Source organism: Desulfonatronum sp. SC1 (assembly GCF_003046795.1).
Lineage (GTDB): Bacteria > Desulfobacterota > Desulfovibrionia > Desulfovibrionales > Desulfonatronaceae > Desulfonatronum.
The window spans coordinates 1-17606 of sequence record NZ_PZKN01000023.1 but is presented as its reverse complement, the minus strand read 5'-3'; the positions used below and the strand labels follow the sequence as shown (position 1 = coordinate 17606).

The 17606-nt window shown below is 60.0% G+C and carries 20 protein-coding genes; 2 read left to right on the top strand and 18 right to left on the bottom strand.

What is annotated here, in order from left to right; translation table 11 throughout:
* Positions 1-110: 110 nt before the first annotated feature.
* From C6366_RS12650 to C6366_RS12625, 6 genes are all read right to left on the bottom strand, one after another.
* Complete coding sequence (locus C6366_RS12650) at positions 111-1256, bottom strand: extracellular solute-binding protein (protein WP_199221500.1); 1146 nt, start codon at positions 1254-1256, stop codon at positions 111-113.
* 174 nt (positions 1257-1430) lie between these two features.
* Positions 1431-2222: an ABC transporter permease gene (locus C6366_RS12645; protein ID WP_107738416.1), complete on the bottom strand. Its 792-nt coding sequence runs from the start codon at positions 2220-2222 to the stop codon at positions 1431-1433.
* A gap of 4 nt (positions 2223-2226) precedes the next feature.
* On the bottom strand, positions 2227-3090 hold the full coding sequence (locus tag C6366_RS12640; RefSeq protein ID WP_107738414.1) for an ABC transporter permease: 864 nt from the start codon (positions 3088-3090) through the stop codon (positions 2227-2229).
* Positions 3087-4025, bottom strand: coding sequence for a putative beta-lysine N-acetyltransferase (ablB, locus tag C6366_RS12635; RefSeq protein WP_107738412.1), 939 nt, complete (start codon positions 4023-4025; stop codon positions 3087-3089). Before ablB ends, C6366_RS12640 begins: the two co-directional genes overlap by 4 nt.
* Positions 4015-5424: a lysine 2,3-aminomutase gene (gene ablA / locus C6366_RS12630; RefSeq protein ID WP_233248497.1), complete on the bottom strand. Its 1410-nt coding sequence runs from the start codon at positions 5422-5424 to the stop codon at positions 4015-4017. Before ablA ends, ablB begins: the two co-directional genes overlap by 11 nt.
* Positions 5425-5564: 140 nt before the next feature.
* A complete protein-coding gene (locus tag C6366_RS12625; protein WP_107738410.1) occupies positions 5565-6815 on the bottom strand; it encodes a PAS domain S-box protein in 1251 nt (416 codons plus the stop codon).
* 192 nt (positions 6816-7007) lie between these two features.
* Between C6366_RS12625 and C6366_RS20720 the strand changes: the two genes are divergently transcribed.
* Both C6366_RS20720 and C6366_RS12615 read left to right on the top strand, forming a co-directional pair.
* Entirely contained in the window at positions 7008-7271 is a 264-nt protein-coding gene (locus tag C6366_RS20720) for a helix-turn-helix domain-containing protein (RefSeq protein ID WP_107738408.1), read from the top strand.
* Complete coding sequence (locus tag C6366_RS12615; RefSeq protein ID WP_107738406.1) at positions 7268-7876, top strand: hypothetical protein; 609 nt, start codon at positions 7268-7270, stop codon at positions 7874-7876. Before C6366_RS20720 ends, C6366_RS12615 begins: the two co-directional genes overlap by 4 nt.
* 13 nt (positions 7877-7889) lie before the next feature.
* On the opposite strand, the gene C6366_RS12610 is transcribed toward C6366_RS12615, so the two are convergent.
* The 12 genes from C6366_RS12610 to C6366_RS19640 form a co-directional block, all read right to left on the bottom strand.
* Positions 7890-9260, bottom strand: a complete 1371-nt coding sequence (locus C6366_RS12610; protein ID WP_158269771.1) for a DNA methyltransferase — start codon at positions 9258-9260, stop codon at positions 7890-7892.
* 8 nt (positions 9261-9268) lie between these two features.
* A complete protein-coding gene (locus tag C6366_RS12605) occupies positions 9269-10078 on the bottom strand; it encodes a site-specific DNA-methyltransferase (protein ID WP_233248496.1) in 810 nt (269 codons plus the stop codon).
* 245 nt (positions 10079-10323) lie between these two features.
* The gene (locus C6366_RS12600; RefSeq protein ID WP_107738399.1) at positions 10324-10959 is read right to left on the bottom strand and encodes a Vat family streptogramin A O-acetyltransferase; all 636 of its coding nucleotides are present in this window, start codon (positions 10957-10959) and stop codon (positions 10324-10326) included.
* Positions 10960-11028: 69 nt separating this feature from the next.
* Positions 11029-11928, bottom strand: coding sequence for an alpha/beta fold hydrolase (locus tag C6366_RS12595; protein WP_146164847.1), 900 nt, complete (start codon positions 11926-11928; stop codon positions 11029-11031).
* 145 nt (positions 11929-12073) lie between these two features.
* Positions 12074-12259, bottom strand: coding sequence for a hypothetical protein (locus tag C6366_RS20075; RefSeq protein WP_199221499.1), 186 nt, complete (start codon positions 12257-12259; stop codon positions 12074-12076).
* A 125-nt stretch (positions 12260-12384) separates the two neighbouring features.
* Entirely contained in the window at positions 12385-12801 is a 417-nt protein-coding gene (locus C6366_RS12585) for a type II toxin-antitoxin system VapC family toxin (protein ID WP_107738395.1), read from the bottom strand.
* Complete coding sequence (locus C6366_RS12580) at positions 12798-13058, bottom strand: type II toxin-antitoxin system Phd/YefM family antitoxin (RefSeq protein ID WP_031387074.1); 261 nt, start codon at positions 13056-13058, stop codon at positions 12798-12800. Before C6366_RS12580 ends, C6366_RS12585 begins: the two co-directional genes overlap by 4 nt.
* Before the next feature lie 172 nt (positions 13059-13230).
* Positions 13231-14007, bottom strand: coding sequence for an AAA family ATPase (locus tag C6366_RS12575; RefSeq protein WP_107738393.1), 777 nt, complete (start codon positions 14005-14007; stop codon positions 13231-13233).
* A gap of 60 nt (positions 14008-14067) precedes the next feature.
* Positions 14068-15957, bottom strand: a complete 1890-nt coding sequence (gene cooS, locus C6366_RS12570) for an anaerobic carbon-monoxide dehydrogenase catalytic subunit (RefSeq protein WP_107738391.1) — start codon at positions 15955-15957, stop codon at positions 14068-14070.
* A gap of 60 nt (positions 15958-16017) precedes the next feature.
* Positions 16018-16503 (bottom strand): DUF3368 domain-containing protein, encoded by a 486-nt coding sequence (locus C6366_RS12565; protein WP_031387071.1) that lies wholly within the window; start codon positions 16501-16503, stop codon positions 16018-16020.
* Complete coding sequence (locus tag C6366_RS12560; protein WP_031387070.1) at positions 16496-16747, bottom strand: UPF0175 family protein; 252 nt, start codon at positions 16745-16747, stop codon at positions 16496-16498. The genes C6366_RS12565 and C6366_RS12560 overlap by 8 nt, the downstream gene beginning before the upstream one ends.
* A 298-nt stretch (positions 16748-17045) precedes the next feature.
* On the bottom strand, positions 17046-17606 hold a 561-nt coding region (locus C6366_RS19640; protein WP_199221498.1), incomplete at its 5' end, for a hypothetical protein.

The following is a 17606-nucleotide window of genomic DNA, read 5'->3' as shown; positions in this document are numbered from 1 at the left end:
CTTTTAGCAAGGAACTCAAGCAATTACGAGGAGGCGTATATCAATACGTTGACGAATAATTGCGCAGAGTGACGCAGCCAAAAGGAAAAAGGGCCGTTTCCGGATGAAAACTAACTCGTCGCTCTGATGCGATCCCAGCGCTCGGCCCACTCCATCTGTTTGTCGTTCCAGTACAGCGGGTCGGCGAAGAGGTAGCCGTCCAGCTTGCCGGTGGGGTCGAAGGCAGGCAGTTTGTGGATGCTCTCCGGCAGGTCCACCTTGGTGGGATCCAGGCTGGGCGGGTACATCTGCCCTTCGGCCACGGCGATGGAGGCTTCCGGGGCGAGCATGAAGTCCAGCAATTGCTGGGCCACGTCCAGGTCGGTGCCCTTGATCACGAAAATGCATTCCTGCCAGGAATAGCAGTTCTTCGGCGCCAGGAAGCCGATGGGGTAGCCGTCGTTTTGCAGGTGGGCGATGCGACCGGACCAGGCCACGGTGGCGTAGATTTCCTCGCCGGCCAACAGGCTCATCAACTCCGCGCCCGAGCCCCAGTACTTCTTGACCATGGGCACCTGGGCGCGCAGGGCGTTCCAGACCGCGTCCATGTCCTGGATGTCGTTGGGGTTCTGCCCGGTATGCAAGGCCGCGTACCAGATGTTCGTCCGCCAGTCGCCCCAACTGCCCAGATTGCCGCGCACGCTGTCGTCCCAGAGCAGGGAGGCGCCCAGTTCCTCGGCCTTTTCCTTGGAAATGTGCTTGGTGTTGTAGGCGATGCCGGTCTGGCCCAGGTTGTAGGGCACCGCGGACAGGGCCTCCGGGGTCAGCTTGCGGTAGGGAGCGATCATGGACTCCATGACCAGGGCCAGGTTTGGGATCTTGGACTCGTCCAGGGCGGAGTTGAACTCCAGCCCCACGTAGCGGGCATAGTCGAACACGCCGCTCAAGTGGGCCAGGTTGAACTCGCCGCCTGGAGGAAACGAGGCGATGACCCGGGTCAGGTAGGTGTCCATGTCCCCGAATTCGCCGTCGATCACGCGCACGCCCGTGGCCTGGGTAAAGGGCTCAAAGGCGTACCGGCGAAAGGCCTGGGAGGTGGTTCCGCCCCAGCCGTCGAAGCGAATGCTGCCTTGGGCCAGGGCCTGGCGCGCCAGACCGAACGGCCCGCCCACCAATCCGGCGGCCACGCCGGCTACGGCGCAGTATTTGACGAAATCCCGCCGGGACAGATCCCCGGACACGTACTTTTCACGAACGTCATTGAGTTGTTTCTGCATGGTTTCCTCCATTGGTTGGGGGTTCAAAGGTTCACGGTTCAACGGTTCAGCGGTTCAACGGTTTCCAGGCGAGGTTCTTTCCAGGTTCGGCGGTTCAATGTTTCCGGGCAGGCCTGAACTCCGGAGACTCCAACCGCTGAACCGTGAACCGCTGAACCGTTGAACCTCAACCCTCTAACTCTTCGAAAACCTCCGAATACAATACCCGGCCAAGAGCGGGGTCATGATCGTGAAGACGATCATGACCGTGCCCAGGGCGTTGATTTCGGGGCTGATGGAATGGCGGAGCATGCCGAAGATGCGCACGGGCACGGTCTGGTGCTCCGCCGTGGCCCAAAACAGGGTGGCCGTGATGTCGTCGAAGGAAATGGTGAAGGAGAAGAGCATTCCGGCCAGGACCGCGGGCATGAGTAGCGGGAGCGTGACTTCCTTGAAGGTCTGGAACGGGCTGGCGCCCAAAGACAGGGCGGCCTCCTCGTAGACCCGCTTGATGCTGACCATCCGGGCCTGCACGATGAGCAGCACGTAGGGCAGGGTCAGGATCACGTGTCCGGCCAGGAGCAGTGCGAAGCTCTTGGGTTGTTGCAGCCAGCGGATGAACAGCAGCAAGGCCACGCCCAGGACCACTTCCGGGATCATGATCGGCGCGAGCAGCAGGGTGTTCAGGGTGTTCTTGCCCCTGAAGCTGTAGCGGACAAAAGCCATGGCCGCGGGCACGGCAATGGCCGAGGCGATCAACGCGGTGAGGGTGCCCAGGACGAGGGAATTCTTGAAGGCCCGCAGTATAGCCTCGTTCTGGGCCAGTTGGACATACCACTTCAGGCTGAAGCCCTGCATTGGGAAACTGGCGAACTGCTGCGGATTGAAGGAGAGGATGATCACCACCACGATGGGCAGAAACATGAACAAATACACCAGGATGGTGTACAGTCGGATCAGAGACCAACCGGAAAAGGGAAGTTTCATGACCTTAACTCTTGAACGCCTTGAACAGCGTATTGATGCCCAGATAATGGTTGTAGGTCCAGACGATGCATCCCAGAAGCAGGAGCAGGATCACGCTGATGGCCGATCCGAAGGGCCAGTCCAGGGTGCCGATGACCCGATTGAAAATCAGGTTGGCGATCATTTCGTTGCCCGGTCCGCCCAGAATCATCGGCGGTAAATAGGTGCCCGCGGTGAGCACGAAGACCAACAGACATCCGGCGCTGACCCCGGGCAGACTCAGCGGCAAAGTGACCTCCCTGAAGGCCTGCCACTCGTTGCAGCCCATGCTCCGGGCCGCTTCCAGCAGGTTTTTATCGATGGCCTCCAGGCTGACGTAGATGTTCAGGATCATGAACGGCAACAAATACTGAATCAGCCCCATGAGCACGGCCGCTTCGTTGTACAGCAGGGAGAGCGGTTCAGTGATGATCCCGAAGCGCATCAGGGTATAGTTCAGGAATCCGTTGGCCCCGAGAATGTTGATCCAGCTCATGGTCCGGATGATGAAGCTGATCCAGAATGGGACCATGATCAGCAGGATCAGGGCCTGGCGGTAGCGGGACGTGCTGCGGTAAAAGAAGTAGGCCGGGATGTAGCCCATGATCAGGCATAGCAGGACGCAGATCACCGAGACCCGCAGGGTGCGGAAGAGGATGGTCGGGTAGAACAGGTCCTCGAAAAAACGAGCGTAATTCCCGAACTGGAACGCCGGGATGGCCGCCCCGGTGGGGGCGCGCAGCCAGAAGCTGTAGACCACGACGAAGAGCACCGGGACCACCAGCAGAAAAAAGATGGCGGTCAGGGACGGCGAAAGCAGCAGCCATGGCCGCCAGCGGCTTTCTTTCATGTTTTCGGGTTCTGGTTGAAGGGTTGGGAAGGGGCGTCACGCAACGCCAGGTGCCAGACGTTCATGGACTCCAGCCCTCCGCCGATATGCGTGTTGTTGGGCAGGGTTCCGCCGAAGACGTAACCGGCCCGGGCAAAGGTGACGTTCATGGCGTAGGATTCGGCCCGGGCGATGGTGTACAGGGTGCTCAGCCCCAGGTCCCGCATCCGTTCGGTCATATGCGCCAAGAGGATACCAGCCAGCTTGCGGCCCCGAAATTCAGGCAGGGTGGCGAAGTCGGTCATTTCCGCTGACCCGGTTTCCGGGTCCATCTCCGCGGAGGCCAAGGCCGCCAGCCGGTCCCGGATCAGGACGCCGTAGAAGCGCGTATTCCCGGTCATGGAGCTGCGCAGGTAGCCTGGGTCGAAAATCGGGAAGGGATAGGAGTCGAACACGGCGCGGTAGACTTCGGCCATGTCCTCGGCCTGGTCCGGACCCAGGGGGATGATGCGCGAGTCTTGGGGCAGGGAAGGAGAAAGGGACGGGGACGGCGAGGGAATCGCGGCTTGGGCCGCCTTTTTTCGGGCCACGGCCAAAACGTCGCGTAATGCATGGGGATTGGCCGGGTGTCTGCGCCAGTCCGCGAAATACCGGCCCATGAACACGCCGGCTTCGCGGCCGTTATACAGCCCGGGAACCACGGCCTCGGCCGCGTATCCGGCCCTGGTGAACCGGGCCGCCGCACCTTCGGGCACCTTGGCGAAGATCTTGGTGTACCCGTGCGTGCGAGCCAGTTTTTCCAGGGTGGGCACGATGGTCGGCTCCTCGGGCGGGGCCAGATGCATCAAATATGCCCTGGCATTTAACGGCCCGTGCTGGATCAGGGAAGCGCCGATACGTTCCAGCTTGTCCACGGAGGGCTTGGAAGGGCTGCATGGCGCGACGTTAGGCGACATTGTTTCGACGCTCCATTCTGGCATTGCCGTAGGGAGTCAGGCTGCACGTGTCGTCACAATCCGACAGCAACTTCTCGATGCCCACGCACTGCTCCACGGCGTCGTCTTCCTTGAGCTGGAGGTTGCAGGCGTCGCACTTGCGGTCGCAAAACCGGGCCTCGTAGCTTTCCGGCTCAGTGTAGGTGGTGATCACGCCCTCGAAGTTGCGCAGCACGACCTTGTTCGCGCCCCAGGAAACCACGTAGTTGGGCATGATCGGAATCTTTCCGCCGCCTCCCGGAGCGTCTACCACATAGGTGGGCACGGAAAAGCCGCTGGTGTGTCCGCGCAGGCTTTCGATGATTTCGATGCCCTTGCCCACCGGGGTCCGGAAATGTTCCAGTCCCTCGGACAGGTCGCACTGGTAGAGGTAGTAGGGCCGCACCCGGTTCTTGACCAGTTTCTGGTTCAGGGTGCGGATCAGGCGGTGGCAGTCGTTGACCCCGGCCAGCAGCACGGACTGGTTGCCCAAAGGGATTCCGGCGTCGGCCAGACGGGCCAGGGCGGCCTTGGACGTGGACGTGATTTCCCGGGGATGGTTGAAGTGGGTATTCAGCCACAAAGGATGATGCGTTTTGAGCATCCGCACCAGGTCGTCGGTGATCCGGTAGGGCAGGACCACGGGCATTCGGGTGCCGATGCGCACCACCTCCACGTGGTCGATGGTCCGCAATTCGCCCAGAATCCAGTCCAGGCGCTCGTCGGAAAGCATCAGCGGGTCTCCGCCGGAGAGCAGCACGTCCCGAACCTGGGGGGTCTTGCGGATGTAGTCCAGTCCTTGGAGCAATTCCCGCTTTCCGGACATGGCCTCGGTGTCCTGGTCCCCCACCTTGCGCTTGCGCGTGCAGTGGCGGCAGTACATGGAGCAGACGTTGCTGATGTGGAAGAGCACCCGGTCCGGGTAGCGATGGGTGATCCCCGGGGCCGGACTGTCCTCGTCTTCGTGCAGGGGATCGCTCATGTCGTTGCGTCCGACCAGCAACTCATTAGGCGATGGAAAGGCCTGCAGAAAGACCGGATCCTCGGCGTAATCTTCGGGATCGATCAAGGAGAGATAGTAAGGCGTGACGGACATGGGGAACTTGTCCGTGGTCCGGGCGAAGGCTTTGCGCTGCAAGTCCGGAAAGCGGACTCCGAGCAGGCGTTCAAAGGTTTCCAAGTCTCGAATGGAATTGCGGACATGCCATTTCCAGTCGGTCCATTGAGATTTCCAATCCGTCGTTTTTTCAGGAGTCTGGCTGTCCGGATCGGCCTTGAGTACCCGCGGCTTGAGCTGGATCGCCGCCTTGGCCTTCCGGGCCGACAGGTCGGTGGTCATCCTCTTGGCGACGCTACGTTGCCGCCCGCTTAACTGAAACATTCTCCTCCCTGGTTATACATTCAGGGGACGATGGTGGCCGTCCCTCTTTACCAGCATGGAACTAAAACAGGCCTGGGGGGCGGCGGCAAGGGGGGAGAATGGGCATTTTTCGGGTATGCGCGCCTACCCGATATAAGATATTATTCAAAAAAGTTATGCTGTTGGAGGAAGGAGGAAAGAGAAACCTTGCGCCCTTTGAGGGCCAGCTTGCGGCGGATGTTTTTGCGGTGGGTCTGGATGGTGTCAAAGGAGGTGTTCAGCAGCTCGGCCGCTTGCTGGGTTCCCGCGCCCATCCGGATCAGTCGGCAAACTTCGATCTCCCGAGGAGTAAGCTTGAGCAGGAGGTTCGCCGAGGCGTCGGTTTGGGCATTCAGGCCGTCGGCGGAGCCAGACTCGGAAAAGGCGGTGATGCGTTCCTCGATCATCACCTTGAGAGCGTTGCGCAACTCTGGGGATTCCTCCCTGGCCATGCGCTCCACGGCCGGCAGGATCGCGGCCCGGACCTCCCGGAGCATGGCCTCCCGGACTTGCTCCTTCTCCTTTTCCGTGGAGCGGACCACGTTGCGCAGGGCCAGACTCATGCCCTCCACTTCGGCCCGCTTGCGGCGCAGACCCTTTTCCAGCAGGGCCTGGGCTGTCAGGTCGCGCAATACCATGTGGTACAGGGTGAAGCCCTGCAAATCGATCCGCCAGAGGGCCACCTCCACCGGAAGGGCTTCCCCGTCCGGACGCAGACACGTTCTGCGGGAAGTCCATCGCCCCCCGTCCTTGAGTCGGGCGATTTTTTCAGCGATCGTATCCCGATCCTCGGCCTGGAACAGCGACGTGACCGAACGTCCGACAAGCCCTTTGCCCTGAAAATCCAGCAGCTTTCCGGCCCGAGGATTGGCGGCGTGGACGATCCGGTCCTGAGCCAAAAGCAGCATAGCGTCCTGAACCCCGTCAAACATGGCCCCGAACAGATGGATCGAGTTCTCCAGGGCCTGAATGTTCTCCCCGATCCGTTCTTTGTATATTTCCCGCAACTGCACGATGGGCCGGTTGTCCGTGGCGATGATCACGTAGGCGGTGCGCGCGGCGTCCGCGGAAGCGGGACGAGCTGTCAGGCCGGTCTCCGTGGAGGGCCCGGCCTGGATGTCGGATCGAGGCCGTGGCTCGCGGTTCGAGGAACAGTCGGGCAAGGAAATGATCCGCAGTGCAAAGGTACCCTTGCCTCCCGGCGCGTGGACCTCGTGCACCCGCCCGGGAGGAAACCGCTCCAAGGCCTGCTCCAGGCTCCAGACCGGCAACCCGAGGACTTCCCAGAACGACCCGCCGTGATCTTCACCCGCGACAACAACCGCGCCGCCCGGACCGACGCTCAGAACCCTGCCCTCGGCGTCAGCGAACACCACATGATCGCTGAACGCGCGGACAACGGCGGACAGGTTGCGGGGGCGGCGAGAGGCCGTGGTTTTGGAGGCGATGGCGGTTGCTCCTTAAGTTTTTAGGGAGCGAGTCGGCCCTAGAGCAGCTTCGCCCCCCTTCCCGTCAGACTATAGTCTGTAGATTTATAGTCTGCATTTGTCCATTCTCTCCATCAAATGAGCCGCGAGTTGCAAAACAGTCCTGACATTTTGGCCCGAGCTTTTGGCGACGTCCTGCGCTCTGTACGGAAAGAGCGTGGCCTTTCACAAGAGGAGCTTGGGGATGAGAGCGGCTATCACCGTACGTATGTCAGTCTTCTGGAGCGAGGCCTGAAGAGTCCTTCCCTTCAGACTATTTTCCAACTCGCCCATGCCCTCAATACCCCTCCTTCCAAGCTTCTCGCGGACGTCGAGGGCGTCATGCGGGAAATGACGCCATGAAGATCGTTCGTACCGAGATTCTGATTGACGCCGGAGGGTTTTCAACATCGCCCGAATGGCAGGCGATCCAGGAGCAGCTTTCCAACGCTATCCGCTCCGTTGAATGGCCGCCTGGATCGGGTTCCTTCATTTTGCACGACGAATCCGGCAAAAAACGCGGCCAGGGCAGTGGCGTAACGCCCATCAAGGATGCCTGCATGCTGCGTTTGAAAGATTACGGGTGGTCCCTGGAGACGCCGGTGGACATCGCGGCGGTGAGACGCCCTGGAAAGATGGATGCCACTCTCCCCGTAGGAGAGCGATTGTTCTGCGTCGAGTGGGAGACCGGCAACATCTCCTCAAGTCACCGAGCCGTTAACAAGATGGCGCTCGGCTTGCTCAAAGGCGCATTGGTTGGAGGCGCACTGGTCGTCCCGTCGCGAAAAATGTACAAATACCTTACTGACCGCATCGGCAACTTCCAGGAACTTGAACCCTACTTTCCTCTCTGGCGCTCCGTGCCGGTCCGGAACGGCGTCCTGGCGGTCATCGCCATTGAACATGACGGCGTAAGCAAGGACGTTCCTCGCATTGGAAAAGGAACGGACGGACGGGCTCTTCAATAGCCTGTTTCCGGAACTATCCCCGCTTTTCGAGCATGAGGATGTATTCCCGGCGCATGGTGTTCGACAGCCCGGTGATCGGCCGACTCATCTCCTTCACAAGCCTGAACCCGTGACCCTCCGCCATCTCGGCGAGTACGCTGTGAAGCCCCGGTACGTTTTCCGGAGGCAGGCCGAGCACCTTGCCGAGCTGGTTGCTGTTCGTGCCGACAATGATCGCGCAGAATCTGTTCTTCCGAAGTACGCGCCCGCACTCGGCCAGCACCTTGTTCATGTCGTCCTTGTAAAACTCGAATTTCTCAGCCAGCTTGCCGCCGCGCAGACCAACCATCCTCGTTCGCAGGTCCTGGACGTCGACTCCCAGGAAATTCAGGTGAAACGAATCGTTCTTCACATAATCCACGGCAAAGCTGTACGGGGGTGAAAAGACTATCCCGTGGACGCTTTGGTCCTCAAGGGGCAATGATCTGGCGTCCCCTTGGAGGATGCGCGCCTGCCCGAGTTCCGACTCGACGCCTTTGAGCACAGCCTGGATCTTCTCCGCCACGAACACATACCGCTCCAGAATGGACCTGAACTGTTCGAGGGGTGCTTTTCTCGTACTCCGTTCGGCATATCCGGCGCTGTCGAGATACGCCAGCAACAGGAAGTTGTACGTGTCCGACGTATCCCGGTCTTCCTTGGTCAGTTTCTCGCGATCCCGGGCCATTGCATACTCGGCAACGGTCTCCATGGCCGCCATGCCTTCACTTGTCGGAGCGGGCCTCCTTTCCTTGCCGCCGATAAGCGGCATCCCGACCCGGCCCTTGAAGTATTCAAACACTTCTTCAGAGTTGCCAAGGGCGCCCTTGGCCCGAGTGAGGGACATCGTAAGGGCGTCGATCTTGGTTTGGGTCATGAAGCGACAGAAAGGGCTCGCGTCCACCCCAACGGAGTTGATGCCCATGAGCGTGGCTTCGGCCGACACTGTTCCCGAGCCCATCATGGGATCCAGGACCGTTTCGCCCGGCTTCAACCCCATCACGTTGATGATTCCCTTGATCATCTGCGGATGGAATTTGCCTCGGTAGGGAAAGAGGCCATGGGTTCCATAACCGGTACGGAAAATGTTCTTCTCGAAAAAGGATTTGAGCCGGGATGATGAATGGTCGGGCAGTTTGAGGGGGTTGCCCGTGCAGATCAGGAAATGCCGGGTGGGCTTGCCGTTGACGCTTGCGAAGTAAGCCCCCCTTTGCTCCAGTCCTTCGTCGTCGAGGATCAGGTTTTCATAAAAAGCGAGTTCCAGCTCATAGAAATCGTTCAGATTCGGAAGAACTCGCCGCTCGGGCGGGAAGAGCCTGGCCTTCAGATTCTGAGCCAAGGCGTTAACAACCGTGCATGTCTCCACGCCACACCTCATCCTTCCACGAAGTCGCCTGACGTGTGAGGACGAAGCTCTTCGTTTGAAAGGCGTTCGATGATCACGTCGCAGTTTTCGATCTCCATGCCGATCCAATGCCTGTCCATCCGCTCGCAGACATCAAACGTCGTCCCGCTGCCGCCGAACGGATCCAGCACGATATCTCCCGCCTCGGTAGTGAGGTTGACGACCCTCTCCAGGATCTTCGTTGAAAGCTGGTTCGCCGACCGCTTGCGGCTTTTGAACTTCCAGTGCCGAACGGGCGTGATGTCGTGCCAGACGTCGGTCAGGTTCACGCCATTGGGGTTCATGGCGTGGCGATGCCCGCCGTAGTCTTTAATCTCGCCACCGCAGTGGCGGCATGTTTCGATGGGCGTGCGGATTTTCCGGAAGGTCTTGGGCTTGCCCTTGCCGCAGTAAAGCAGGCTGTAATGCGACGGGTAGAGCCGACCGGGAATGGGGAGCGAAAGCTTTATGTTGACGGCGATCCAGTGCCGAAAGTCCAAGCCTTTCTCGGCGAGATGCGCGCCAATCAAGATGTTCCACTTCGGAAGGTTGTAGACAAAGATGGCCCCGCCGGGCTTGAGGATGCGGATACACTCGTCAAGCCATTGTTTGCACCATTGCACGTACTCGCCGTTCGGGCGGTCGTCATTGACTTTTCTGCCGTATTTCTTCGCCAGGTTGAACGGGGGATCGGCAAAAACCGTGTCAATGCTTTGATCGGCAACGTGACGGAGAATGTCCAGGCAGTCACCCTCGAACAGGACGCCGCGGGAGGTCTGAAACACGGGGATGACCGGCATGCTTGGAGAAATGACGTCGGTGGCGTCCCAGGGTTGATTATCATCTTGAGCAGGAAGGAGCATGGTTTTGGTGTGGTCCAGATTGGCTTATGAGGGTAGCTGGTTAGAGAGCATGCTGGGCATGCTTTGTTCGAACTGCGATTGTCTGCAATGAAAATGAACTTGGCTGAGTGACGATCTCTTTGTGCAAGCCAGATTTCCAGAACGGGAGGCAGTGGTCAAGACGCGAGAGCCTGATCTCGAAGTCAGTCGCGACGACAAGCGCGGAGCGCTTCGATGTCCGCTGAAACAATAACGTCCAGATGTTTGGTGATCTGCACAACGGGCCAGTCCCACCAGGCGATTGCTTCGAGTTCCGCGATGACCTCGGGCGAAAAGCGTCGCCTGATCTCCCTTGCCGGATTTCCTCCAACGACCGTGTAGGCGGGGACGTCGGAAGCAACCACGGAGCGCGCGGCGATGATCGCGCCGTTGCCGATCTTTACTCCCGGCATGACCAGACTGTCGTATCCGATCCAAACATCGTTCCCAACCACCGTATCACCTTTGAACGGCTCGTCGTCCCGGGCCTGGGCCGTGTCCCAGCCTTTGCCGAAAAATTGAAAGGGATACGTGGAGAACCCGGAAAGCTTGTGGTTCGCCCCGTTCATGATGAACTTCACGCCGCTGGCCAAGGCGCAGAACTTCCCAATGACCAGTCGGTCGCCCATAAACGGGAAATGATAGAGCACGTTTCGTTCAAAGTTCTCAGCATCGTCCGGATCGTCGTAATACGTGTAGTCCCCGATGACGATGTTCGGATTCGTCACCGTGTTCTTGATGAAGCAGACCCGCGGAAATCCTTCCATTGGATGTTTTGTTGATGGCAGTGGCCCGTTCACGGTGTTTCCTCTTGTTGTGGCTGAGCGTTTTTCCGGCCCCGGAATGCTCCCGGAGGTCAGTTGCCTAGGCTACTCCGCTCCGCTCCTCGTCTCAACCATGCCCGCAATCACGCCTTCCAGCTTCCGGTTGAACGCTTCAGGCTCGGCCATGTGCAGAAAGTGGTCGGTTCCTTCAATGATAACCGCATCGAAGGAATGCATATGGCGGCGGTTGGCCTCCACATTGGTCGGCCAGAGGTCCGCGTTGATCGCCACGATGGGCGTCTCGAGCCCGTCGAAGGCGAAGAGCGCATCACCGCTGACCACGTCCGACAGCATTTGCTCCATGGCGCTGACAGCCACTTTCGGCGGCGCGGCCGACATGTCCGCCACCACCCAGTCACGCAGGACAGGATCCGTCTTCTCGATGAACATCTGCCGCACGAATTGGGCCGCCCCGGCGGCGAAGTCGGGCTGGAGCAATCCCATCCAGGAATCGAATTCCTCCTGCGTCATGGGATGGGAGACGTCCTGAAAGATGTCCACCCCAATGACGCCGATCACCCTGCCCGGCATCAGCCGAGCTGCCGCCACGCTTACAGGCCCGCCCATGGAATGCCCGACCAGGATCACCTGCTCGGCCCCCACTTCCTCGACCACGGCCTGGACATCCTCGCCAAAGGCGTCCATGGCGTAATCCTCGCGTCCCAGCCCGGAATGCCCATGTCCCGCCAAGTCGATCACCACCACCCGATGATTTTTCGAGAAGTGCGGTACCTGCATCCGCCAGTAACGCCCATCGCAACTCCAGCCATGCACGAACACCAGAGTCGGTTCGCCGGTCCCATGCACCTCATAGGAGATCGGCACCCCATCGGCTGATCCGACCATGCGCGGCCAAACCGAATCCGCCAGTACCTGCGTATTCAGCATCAAAAGCGACAGAAAGCAGCCAATAGCGACGCCAACCAGCAAATTTTTGATCTTCATTTTGTCCTCTTTGTGAATGATGGGGTGCTTCGTGTCCGCATTGGTCAAGTTTTTGGATTCAGTCGCGACGACACGCGCGAAGCGCTTCGATGTCCGCCGAAGCAATGACGTCCAGATGTTTGGTGATCTGCTCTACGGGCCAGTCCTACCAAGCGATGGCCTCGAGTTCCGCGATGACCTCTCGGTCGCCCATAAACGGGAAATGATAGAGCACGTTGCGTTCGAAGTCCTCCGAATCGTCCGGATCGTCGTAATAAGTGTAGTCCCCGTTGACGATGTTCGGGTTCGTCACCGTGTTCTTGATGAAGCAGACCCGCGGAAATCCTTCCATTGGATGTTTTGTTGATGGATTTGGGCCGTTCACGGTGCCTCCTTTTATGACCTCTGCCTGAGAGGAAAAACCCTCACTCACCGACTTTGACTTGGAGGATGGCTTGGCGGTTCGTTGACATTTTATCAGGAGAAGGACCAAGGATTGAAAACGACGAGTCCGGGAAACGCGAAATCCTTTTCATCGCGCGTCACCAATTGCAGTCCATGGTGCAGGGCCGTGGCCGCCAGCAGGCTGTCAATGGCCGGGACGGTGCGTCCCAGCATGGCCAGAAGCTCCCCCCATTGATTGGCCACGCCTTGGTCCACGGGCAGGATGCGCCCTTCGAACCAATGGACCAGGTCGTGCTCGAGCCAGAGCCGTAAGCGTTCCTTTCGCGTCCCTTGGGAAAGTTTCTCCACTTCCTTGCGAATTTCGCCCAGGGTCAGCACGCTTACGAAAAGCGCCTCGTTGGGCAGCCCGGAGATCCAGCCGAGAACATGAGGATTCGGTTGGGAGCGGGCCAGCTCGGAAAGGATGCAGGTGTCCAGCAGCCAGCTCACAGCAGCACGTCCCGAGTTGGGGAATGGTCGCGTTCGAGATCCAAATCGCCTTCTAGGTCCCATTTCGCCAGCGGTGAAGAACGAAGCAACTCGACAAGAGACGGTCGCGGCTTCACCAGACGTTCGTATTCCGTCCTCGTCAACACCACGACTGCCGGTTCGCCACGCACGGTAATTTCCTGGGGGCCATCATTCAGCGCCCTTTTAACCACTTCACTGAACTTAGCCTTGGCTTCCTGAAGCTGCCAGGTTTGCATACTCTCTCCACTGTCACCTGATGATCGACAAGACCATACTCTGACTGGTCAGTCTAGTCATCTTGGCAAGCTTGGTCAATGGTTTTGAGCTGGCGGGTGTTGGTTTTGGCTGCGTGAAAACGAATGAGAGGTTCGATACCCTGCTCTCTTGCGCAACAACCACCATTGTCGTTTACTTCAATGCGGCGAGAATGTCCCGGCAGAGAGGGTCGATGAGGGATGAGCGCTCCTCCAGTTCCAGAACGCTTCCGGAGGTCAGTTGCCGGGCCGTGAGGCTCGGCAGGACGGGAATGGACGCGGCCAGAGGCGGGAGTCCGGCAATGTCCGGCGGTTCGGCCCGTCCCTGATGACGATTGAGCACCAGTGCCTGGCGCTTCAGCCCCAGACCCAGGGCCAGCCGGGCGATTTCCGCGGCCGTGTCCAGCCCGCGGCGCGACGGCTCGCTGACCACCACCAGTCCGTCTACGGCGGCCACCGTGCCCCGGCCCAGATGCTCCACGCCGGCCTCCAGATCCACGATCACCCATTCCCGGGCTTCCAGCACCAAGTGGGCCAGCAGGGCCTTGAGCAGGGAATTGGCTCCGCAGGCGCAACCGCCTCCCGCACCGGTCACGGTTCCCATGACCAGCAGCCGCTTGCGGCCCGCGCCGTCTCGACCGGAGTCGGCCAAACCCACCGGCAGCTCCACGGCCAGATCACCGGGCAGGTCTCCCACCTCCGGGTTCAGGTGCATGAAGCCGGAGCCGATGCGTTCCGTGACCAGATCGGTGCGCAGCACCAGCGGTTGGGGCAGTTGTTCCCGCTCCAGGCCCGAGGCCTGGCCCAGGGACAGGGCGGTGTCCGCGTCCACCAGGTAGACGTCGTGGCCGTTTCTGGCCAGAAAGTCTCCCAGCCAGGCCGCGATGGTGGTCTTGCCCACCCCTCCTTTTCCGGCAACCGCGATTTTCATGCTTCGCTCCCATGGGAATGAAAAGGGGGACGGGCGTCCGTCCCCCCGAGGACGTTCAACCTACGGCGTTAATCCCAAAGCCCGCCGTTTGGCCGCAATCCGCGCGTCAATGGCCTCCGCCGCCTTGTACGGGTCGGCCTCCACGCCGAAGCAGGCCCCGACCACGCCTTCCAGGCCGCTCAATGCCAGATTGGTCACGGTCTCGCTGCCGGTGATATGCGGCGGCAGGCCCAGATGGGTGTAGATCCCGCTGGCCACGGCGTACAGGCCGATGGCCGCGGCCTTTTCCGAATACCATTCCGGAGCGCTGGCCGCCACGGGCAGGTCACTGATGTCCACGCCCAGAGCATTGGCCAGCACGGCGCAGAGATGGATGATCCGCGAGTTGTCCACGCAGCTGCCCACGTGCAGCACCGGAGGAATGCCCAGGGACCGGCATACGGTCTTCAATCCTTCCCCGGCCTTGTCCGCGGCCTCGGGCACCATCAGCCCGGCCTTGCCCATGGCCACGGTGGCGCAGCCGGTGACCAGCACGAGGATGTCGCGCTTGATCAGCTCCTTGCACAGCTCCGTGTGCACGTGGTCGTGCTTCAGCCTGGGATTGTTGCAACCCACGATACCCACGGCTCCCCGGACCTGACCGGCCTTGATCGCTTCCAGCAAGGGGCCGGGGGTACCGCCCAGCGCGCCGAGGATGGCCTCGTTGGAAAAGCCGGTCATCAGTTCCACGGGCTCGCCGGGGATTTCCACGCGGCCGGGATCGCGCTTGGTGAAGGCGTCAATGGCCGCTTCCACCACCTGCGCGGCCTTTTGCCGGGCGTTGACGTAATTGAACTCCACATGCTCGGCCCCGGTGAATTTGGCCTTGTCCGAGGTGGAGATGAACCGGGTCTGGTAGCAGCCGGCGATGGTCACCAGGGAAGGCATGATGCACTGGTAGTCCACGACGATGCAGTCCACCGCGCCCGTGACCAGGGCCAGTTCGGTCATCAGATGGTTGCCGGCCATGGGAATGCCCTGACGCATCAGCACTTCGTTCCCCGTACAGCACAGGCCGGCCACGTTGATCCCGGAAGCGCCGGCATCTTGAGCCTTTCGGATCATCTCAGGATCCCGGGCCGCGGCCAGGATCATCTCCGAGACGATGGGGCTGTGGCCGTGCACCACCACGTTGACCTGATCCGCTTTGAGCACGCCCAGATTGACCTTGGCCATCCTTGGCGTGGGCGTACCGAAGATGATGTCCGAAAGCTCCGTGGCGATCATGGAGCCGCCCCAGCCGTCCGTAAGCGAAACCCTCGCCGCGTGCAGGCAAAGGCTCACCGCGTCGCTGTCCACGCCCATGTGCGTGCGGTGCATCATTTCCACCACGTCCCGGTCGATGCCCCGGGGGGTGATGCCCAGTTTTTTCCACAATTCCCGACGCTTTTCAGGGACGCGGGCGACAAAGGAAACCGAGGGCGTGGCAAAGCCGAAGTCCTCGATGAACGCTTCGGCCAGAGCCAGAGCGATCTCCTTGTCGCTTTTGTCCTGGACGGCCACGCCCACCTCGGCGGCGATGCGCCGCAGTTTTTCCGGGTCGCGGATGGTGTAGTCCGATGTTTTGCCCTGGCCGATGGCCAACAGAGTCTCCACCAGGTCCCGTCCGTGATCCGAATGCGAGGCCGCGCCCGCGGCCACGAACCGGCCGAAATTGCGGGCCACGGTCAGGTCCGCGTCCGCGCCGCACACGCCGCGCTCCCGCTTGCCCTTGCCCGGAGTGATGCGGCACGGCCCCATCACGCACTTGGAACAGCTCAGACCCTGCTCACAGAACGTACAGCCCGGCCTTTGCTCCGAAAGCCTGTCCCAAACGGTTTCCACGTTGTCGCGTCTGGCCTTCTCGATCATTTGTTGGGCGTCCGGCCAAATGGAAAGGTCCTCTGGTCTTTGGGGCTGCTTCTCCGCCATGGCGCTCTCCTTTGTTGGGTGTGACTGATATGGGAGGAGTTTTTCAACACTCAGCTATGTTTACTCTCCGATCATGGCCATAGCGCGGTCAATAACTGACTCGGACAGATACATCCCATGTTGTTTCAGCAACGCGATAATTGGTCTGGCAGCTGGAAAGAGCCTTCTTTTTTTGCCGATCATCACCAAACCAAGTGTTCCCAGGAGGGGCAATCCGAGAGTTTCGGCGCATCGGCGTCCCGCCCCGTCGTCAATAACCGCGATTCCGCCGGGGATTGCGAGGGCAGAGGCCAAGACGGAAGATTCTCCCGGTCCAAGATCCCAAAATTGTATCCTGACCGGGATGGAGGGTGAAGGGACAACGGACAGCCATTCTGCATTCCTCAATGCCTGGGCCGTGACGTCGTTTTGTCCTCTTTGCTGAACCTCCTCCGCCACTGGCCAAGGAACAACAACATTTGACGCTGCTTGCTGAAGCAGATCGATCATCCCTGCCTTGGAGAGGAATATCAGAGGGGATGCGTTGACGACCGCTACTTCAGGCATGTTGCAATTCACTCGCTAAGCTGTCCATATCCACTGAGAAAACATCAACCTTCTGGGCGGCAAGTGCTTCAAGAAAGTCGTTCCGATCCAGACCGGCAATCAATGCCCCCTTTTCCATGGATATTTCGCCACGCGCATACCAGTGAATCGCCGCGGCCAATCGCAAATCATGCACAAAGAGACGGGGTGGCTGCTTACGAGCAGAAAAAACCTCGTCCGGGAGTTCTAGGGTAAGCTGAGCCATGCCTTGTCCTTTTTTCTTTATTTAGGCCATTCCTGTCGGGATGAGCTTTGCCTGGATTTGCCTGATTTCGCTTTTTCAATGGCCGTCTTCAGTCTGTCGCCGATCGGTTCACTGACTGATTCACGATAACTGGCAAATGATAAAGGTGTCCAGCAGCCCGTTCACAGTCGCACATTCCGAGTTGGGGAGTCGTCGCGTTCGAAAGCCAAATCACACTCTGGATTCCATTCCTTCAGCGGAAAAGAAGGATTATCTCTTCACCTGAAATCGGAATGCCAGTCGGCTGTTCATTTCAGGATTATCCACGCATAAAAAAGTCCCGATTCGTCCGCGCCGTCAGCCCGCGCACCGGCACCACCGGGTGGCCGTCCTGCTCCGTTACTCCTTCGGGCCAGTCAAAATCCGGATCAATATCGCGCATGGCTTTTTTGGTTACGCAGAGCAGGCGCATCAGGACGTGGTCGGCGTTGGCAACGACGATGCGGGCGTTGAGGTTGAAGTCCGCGTCGCCGAGCAGGGTTCGGACCACGTACAGCGGGACCTCCCGGCCGCTTTCGTGGCGGCGCAGGTGGGTGGCCAGGTCGATCACCGTGGTGGCTTCCACGGGCCTGTCCCGGTTCCATTCCTCCTGCACCGGCAGGCCGGCCACGTACAGGTTCTGGAGTTCGATGCCGATCTGGCGGCAATTGTAGCAGATCCGTTTCATTTCCTCCGGGGAGTCGTTTATCCCGGAGAGCAGGGCGATGTTGTTGTACACGGTCACGCCGTTGGCCAGGAGGCGGCGGATGATTTCGCCGTGGACCAGGCGGAACTCGCTGGAGTGGACGAACTGGGTTTCCAGTTCCAGGCGGGTCGGGCG

Bases quoted from the DNA above. Each gene is read 5' to 3' on its own strand.
- C6366_RS12650 (WP_199221500.1), bottom strand. From the start codon at position 1,256: ATGCAGAAACAACTCAATGACGTTCGTGAAAAGTACGTGTCCGGGGAT.
- C6366_RS12645 (WP_107738416.1), bottom strand. From the start codon at position 2,222: ATGAAACTTCCCTTTTCCGGTTGGTCTCTGATCCGACTGTACACCATC.
- C6366_RS12640 (WP_107738414.1), bottom strand. From the start codon at position 3,090: ATGAAAGAAAGCCGCTGGCGGCCATGGCTGCTGCTTTCGCCGTCCCTG.
- ablB (WP_107738412.1), bottom strand. From the start codon at position 4,025: ATGTCGCCTAACGTCGCGCCATGCAGCCCTTCCAAGCCCTCCGTGGAC.
- ablA (WP_233248497.1), bottom strand. From the start codon at position 5,424: ATGTTTCAGTTAAGCGGGCGGCAACGTAGCGTCGCCAAGAGGATGACC.
- C6366_RS20720 (WP_107738408.1), top strand. From the start codon at position 7,008: ATGAGCCGCGAGTTGCAAAACAGTCCTGACATTTTGGCCCGAGCTTTT.
- C6366_RS12615 (WP_107738406.1), top strand. From the start codon at position 7,268: ATGAAGATCGTTCGTACCGAGATTCTGATTGACGCCGGAGGGTTTTCA.
- C6366_RS12605 (WP_233248496.1), bottom strand. From the start codon at position 10,078: ATGCCGGTCATCCCCGTGTTTCAGACCTCCCGCGGCGTCCTGTTCGAG.
- C6366_RS12595 (WP_146164847.1), bottom strand. From the start codon at position 11,928: ATGAAGATCAAAAATTTGCTGGTTGGCGTCGCTATTGGCTGCTTTCTG.
- C6366_RS20075 (WP_199221499.1), bottom strand. From the start codon at position 12,259: ATGGAAGGATTTCCGCGGGTCTGCTTCATCAAGAACACGGTGACGAAC.
- C6366_RS12580 (WP_031387074.1), bottom strand. From the start codon at position 13,058: ATGCAAACCTGGCAGCTTCAGGAAGCCAAGGCTAAGTTCAGTGAAGTG.
- C6366_RS12575 (WP_107738393.1), bottom strand. From the start codon at position 14,007: ATGAAAATCGCGGTTGCCGGAAAAGGAGGGGTGGGCAAGACCACCATC.
- cooS (WP_107738391.1), bottom strand. From the start codon at position 15,957: ATGGCGGAGAAGCAGCCCCAAAGACCAGAGGACCTTTCCATTTGGCCG.
- C6366_RS12565 (WP_031387071.1), bottom strand. From the start codon at position 16,503: ATGCCTGAAGTAGCGGTCGTCAACGCATCCCCTCTGATATTCCTCTCC.
- C6366_RS12560 (WP_031387070.1), bottom strand. From the start codon at position 16,747: ATGGCTCAGCTTACCCTAGAACTCCCGGACGAGGTTTTTTCTGCTCGT.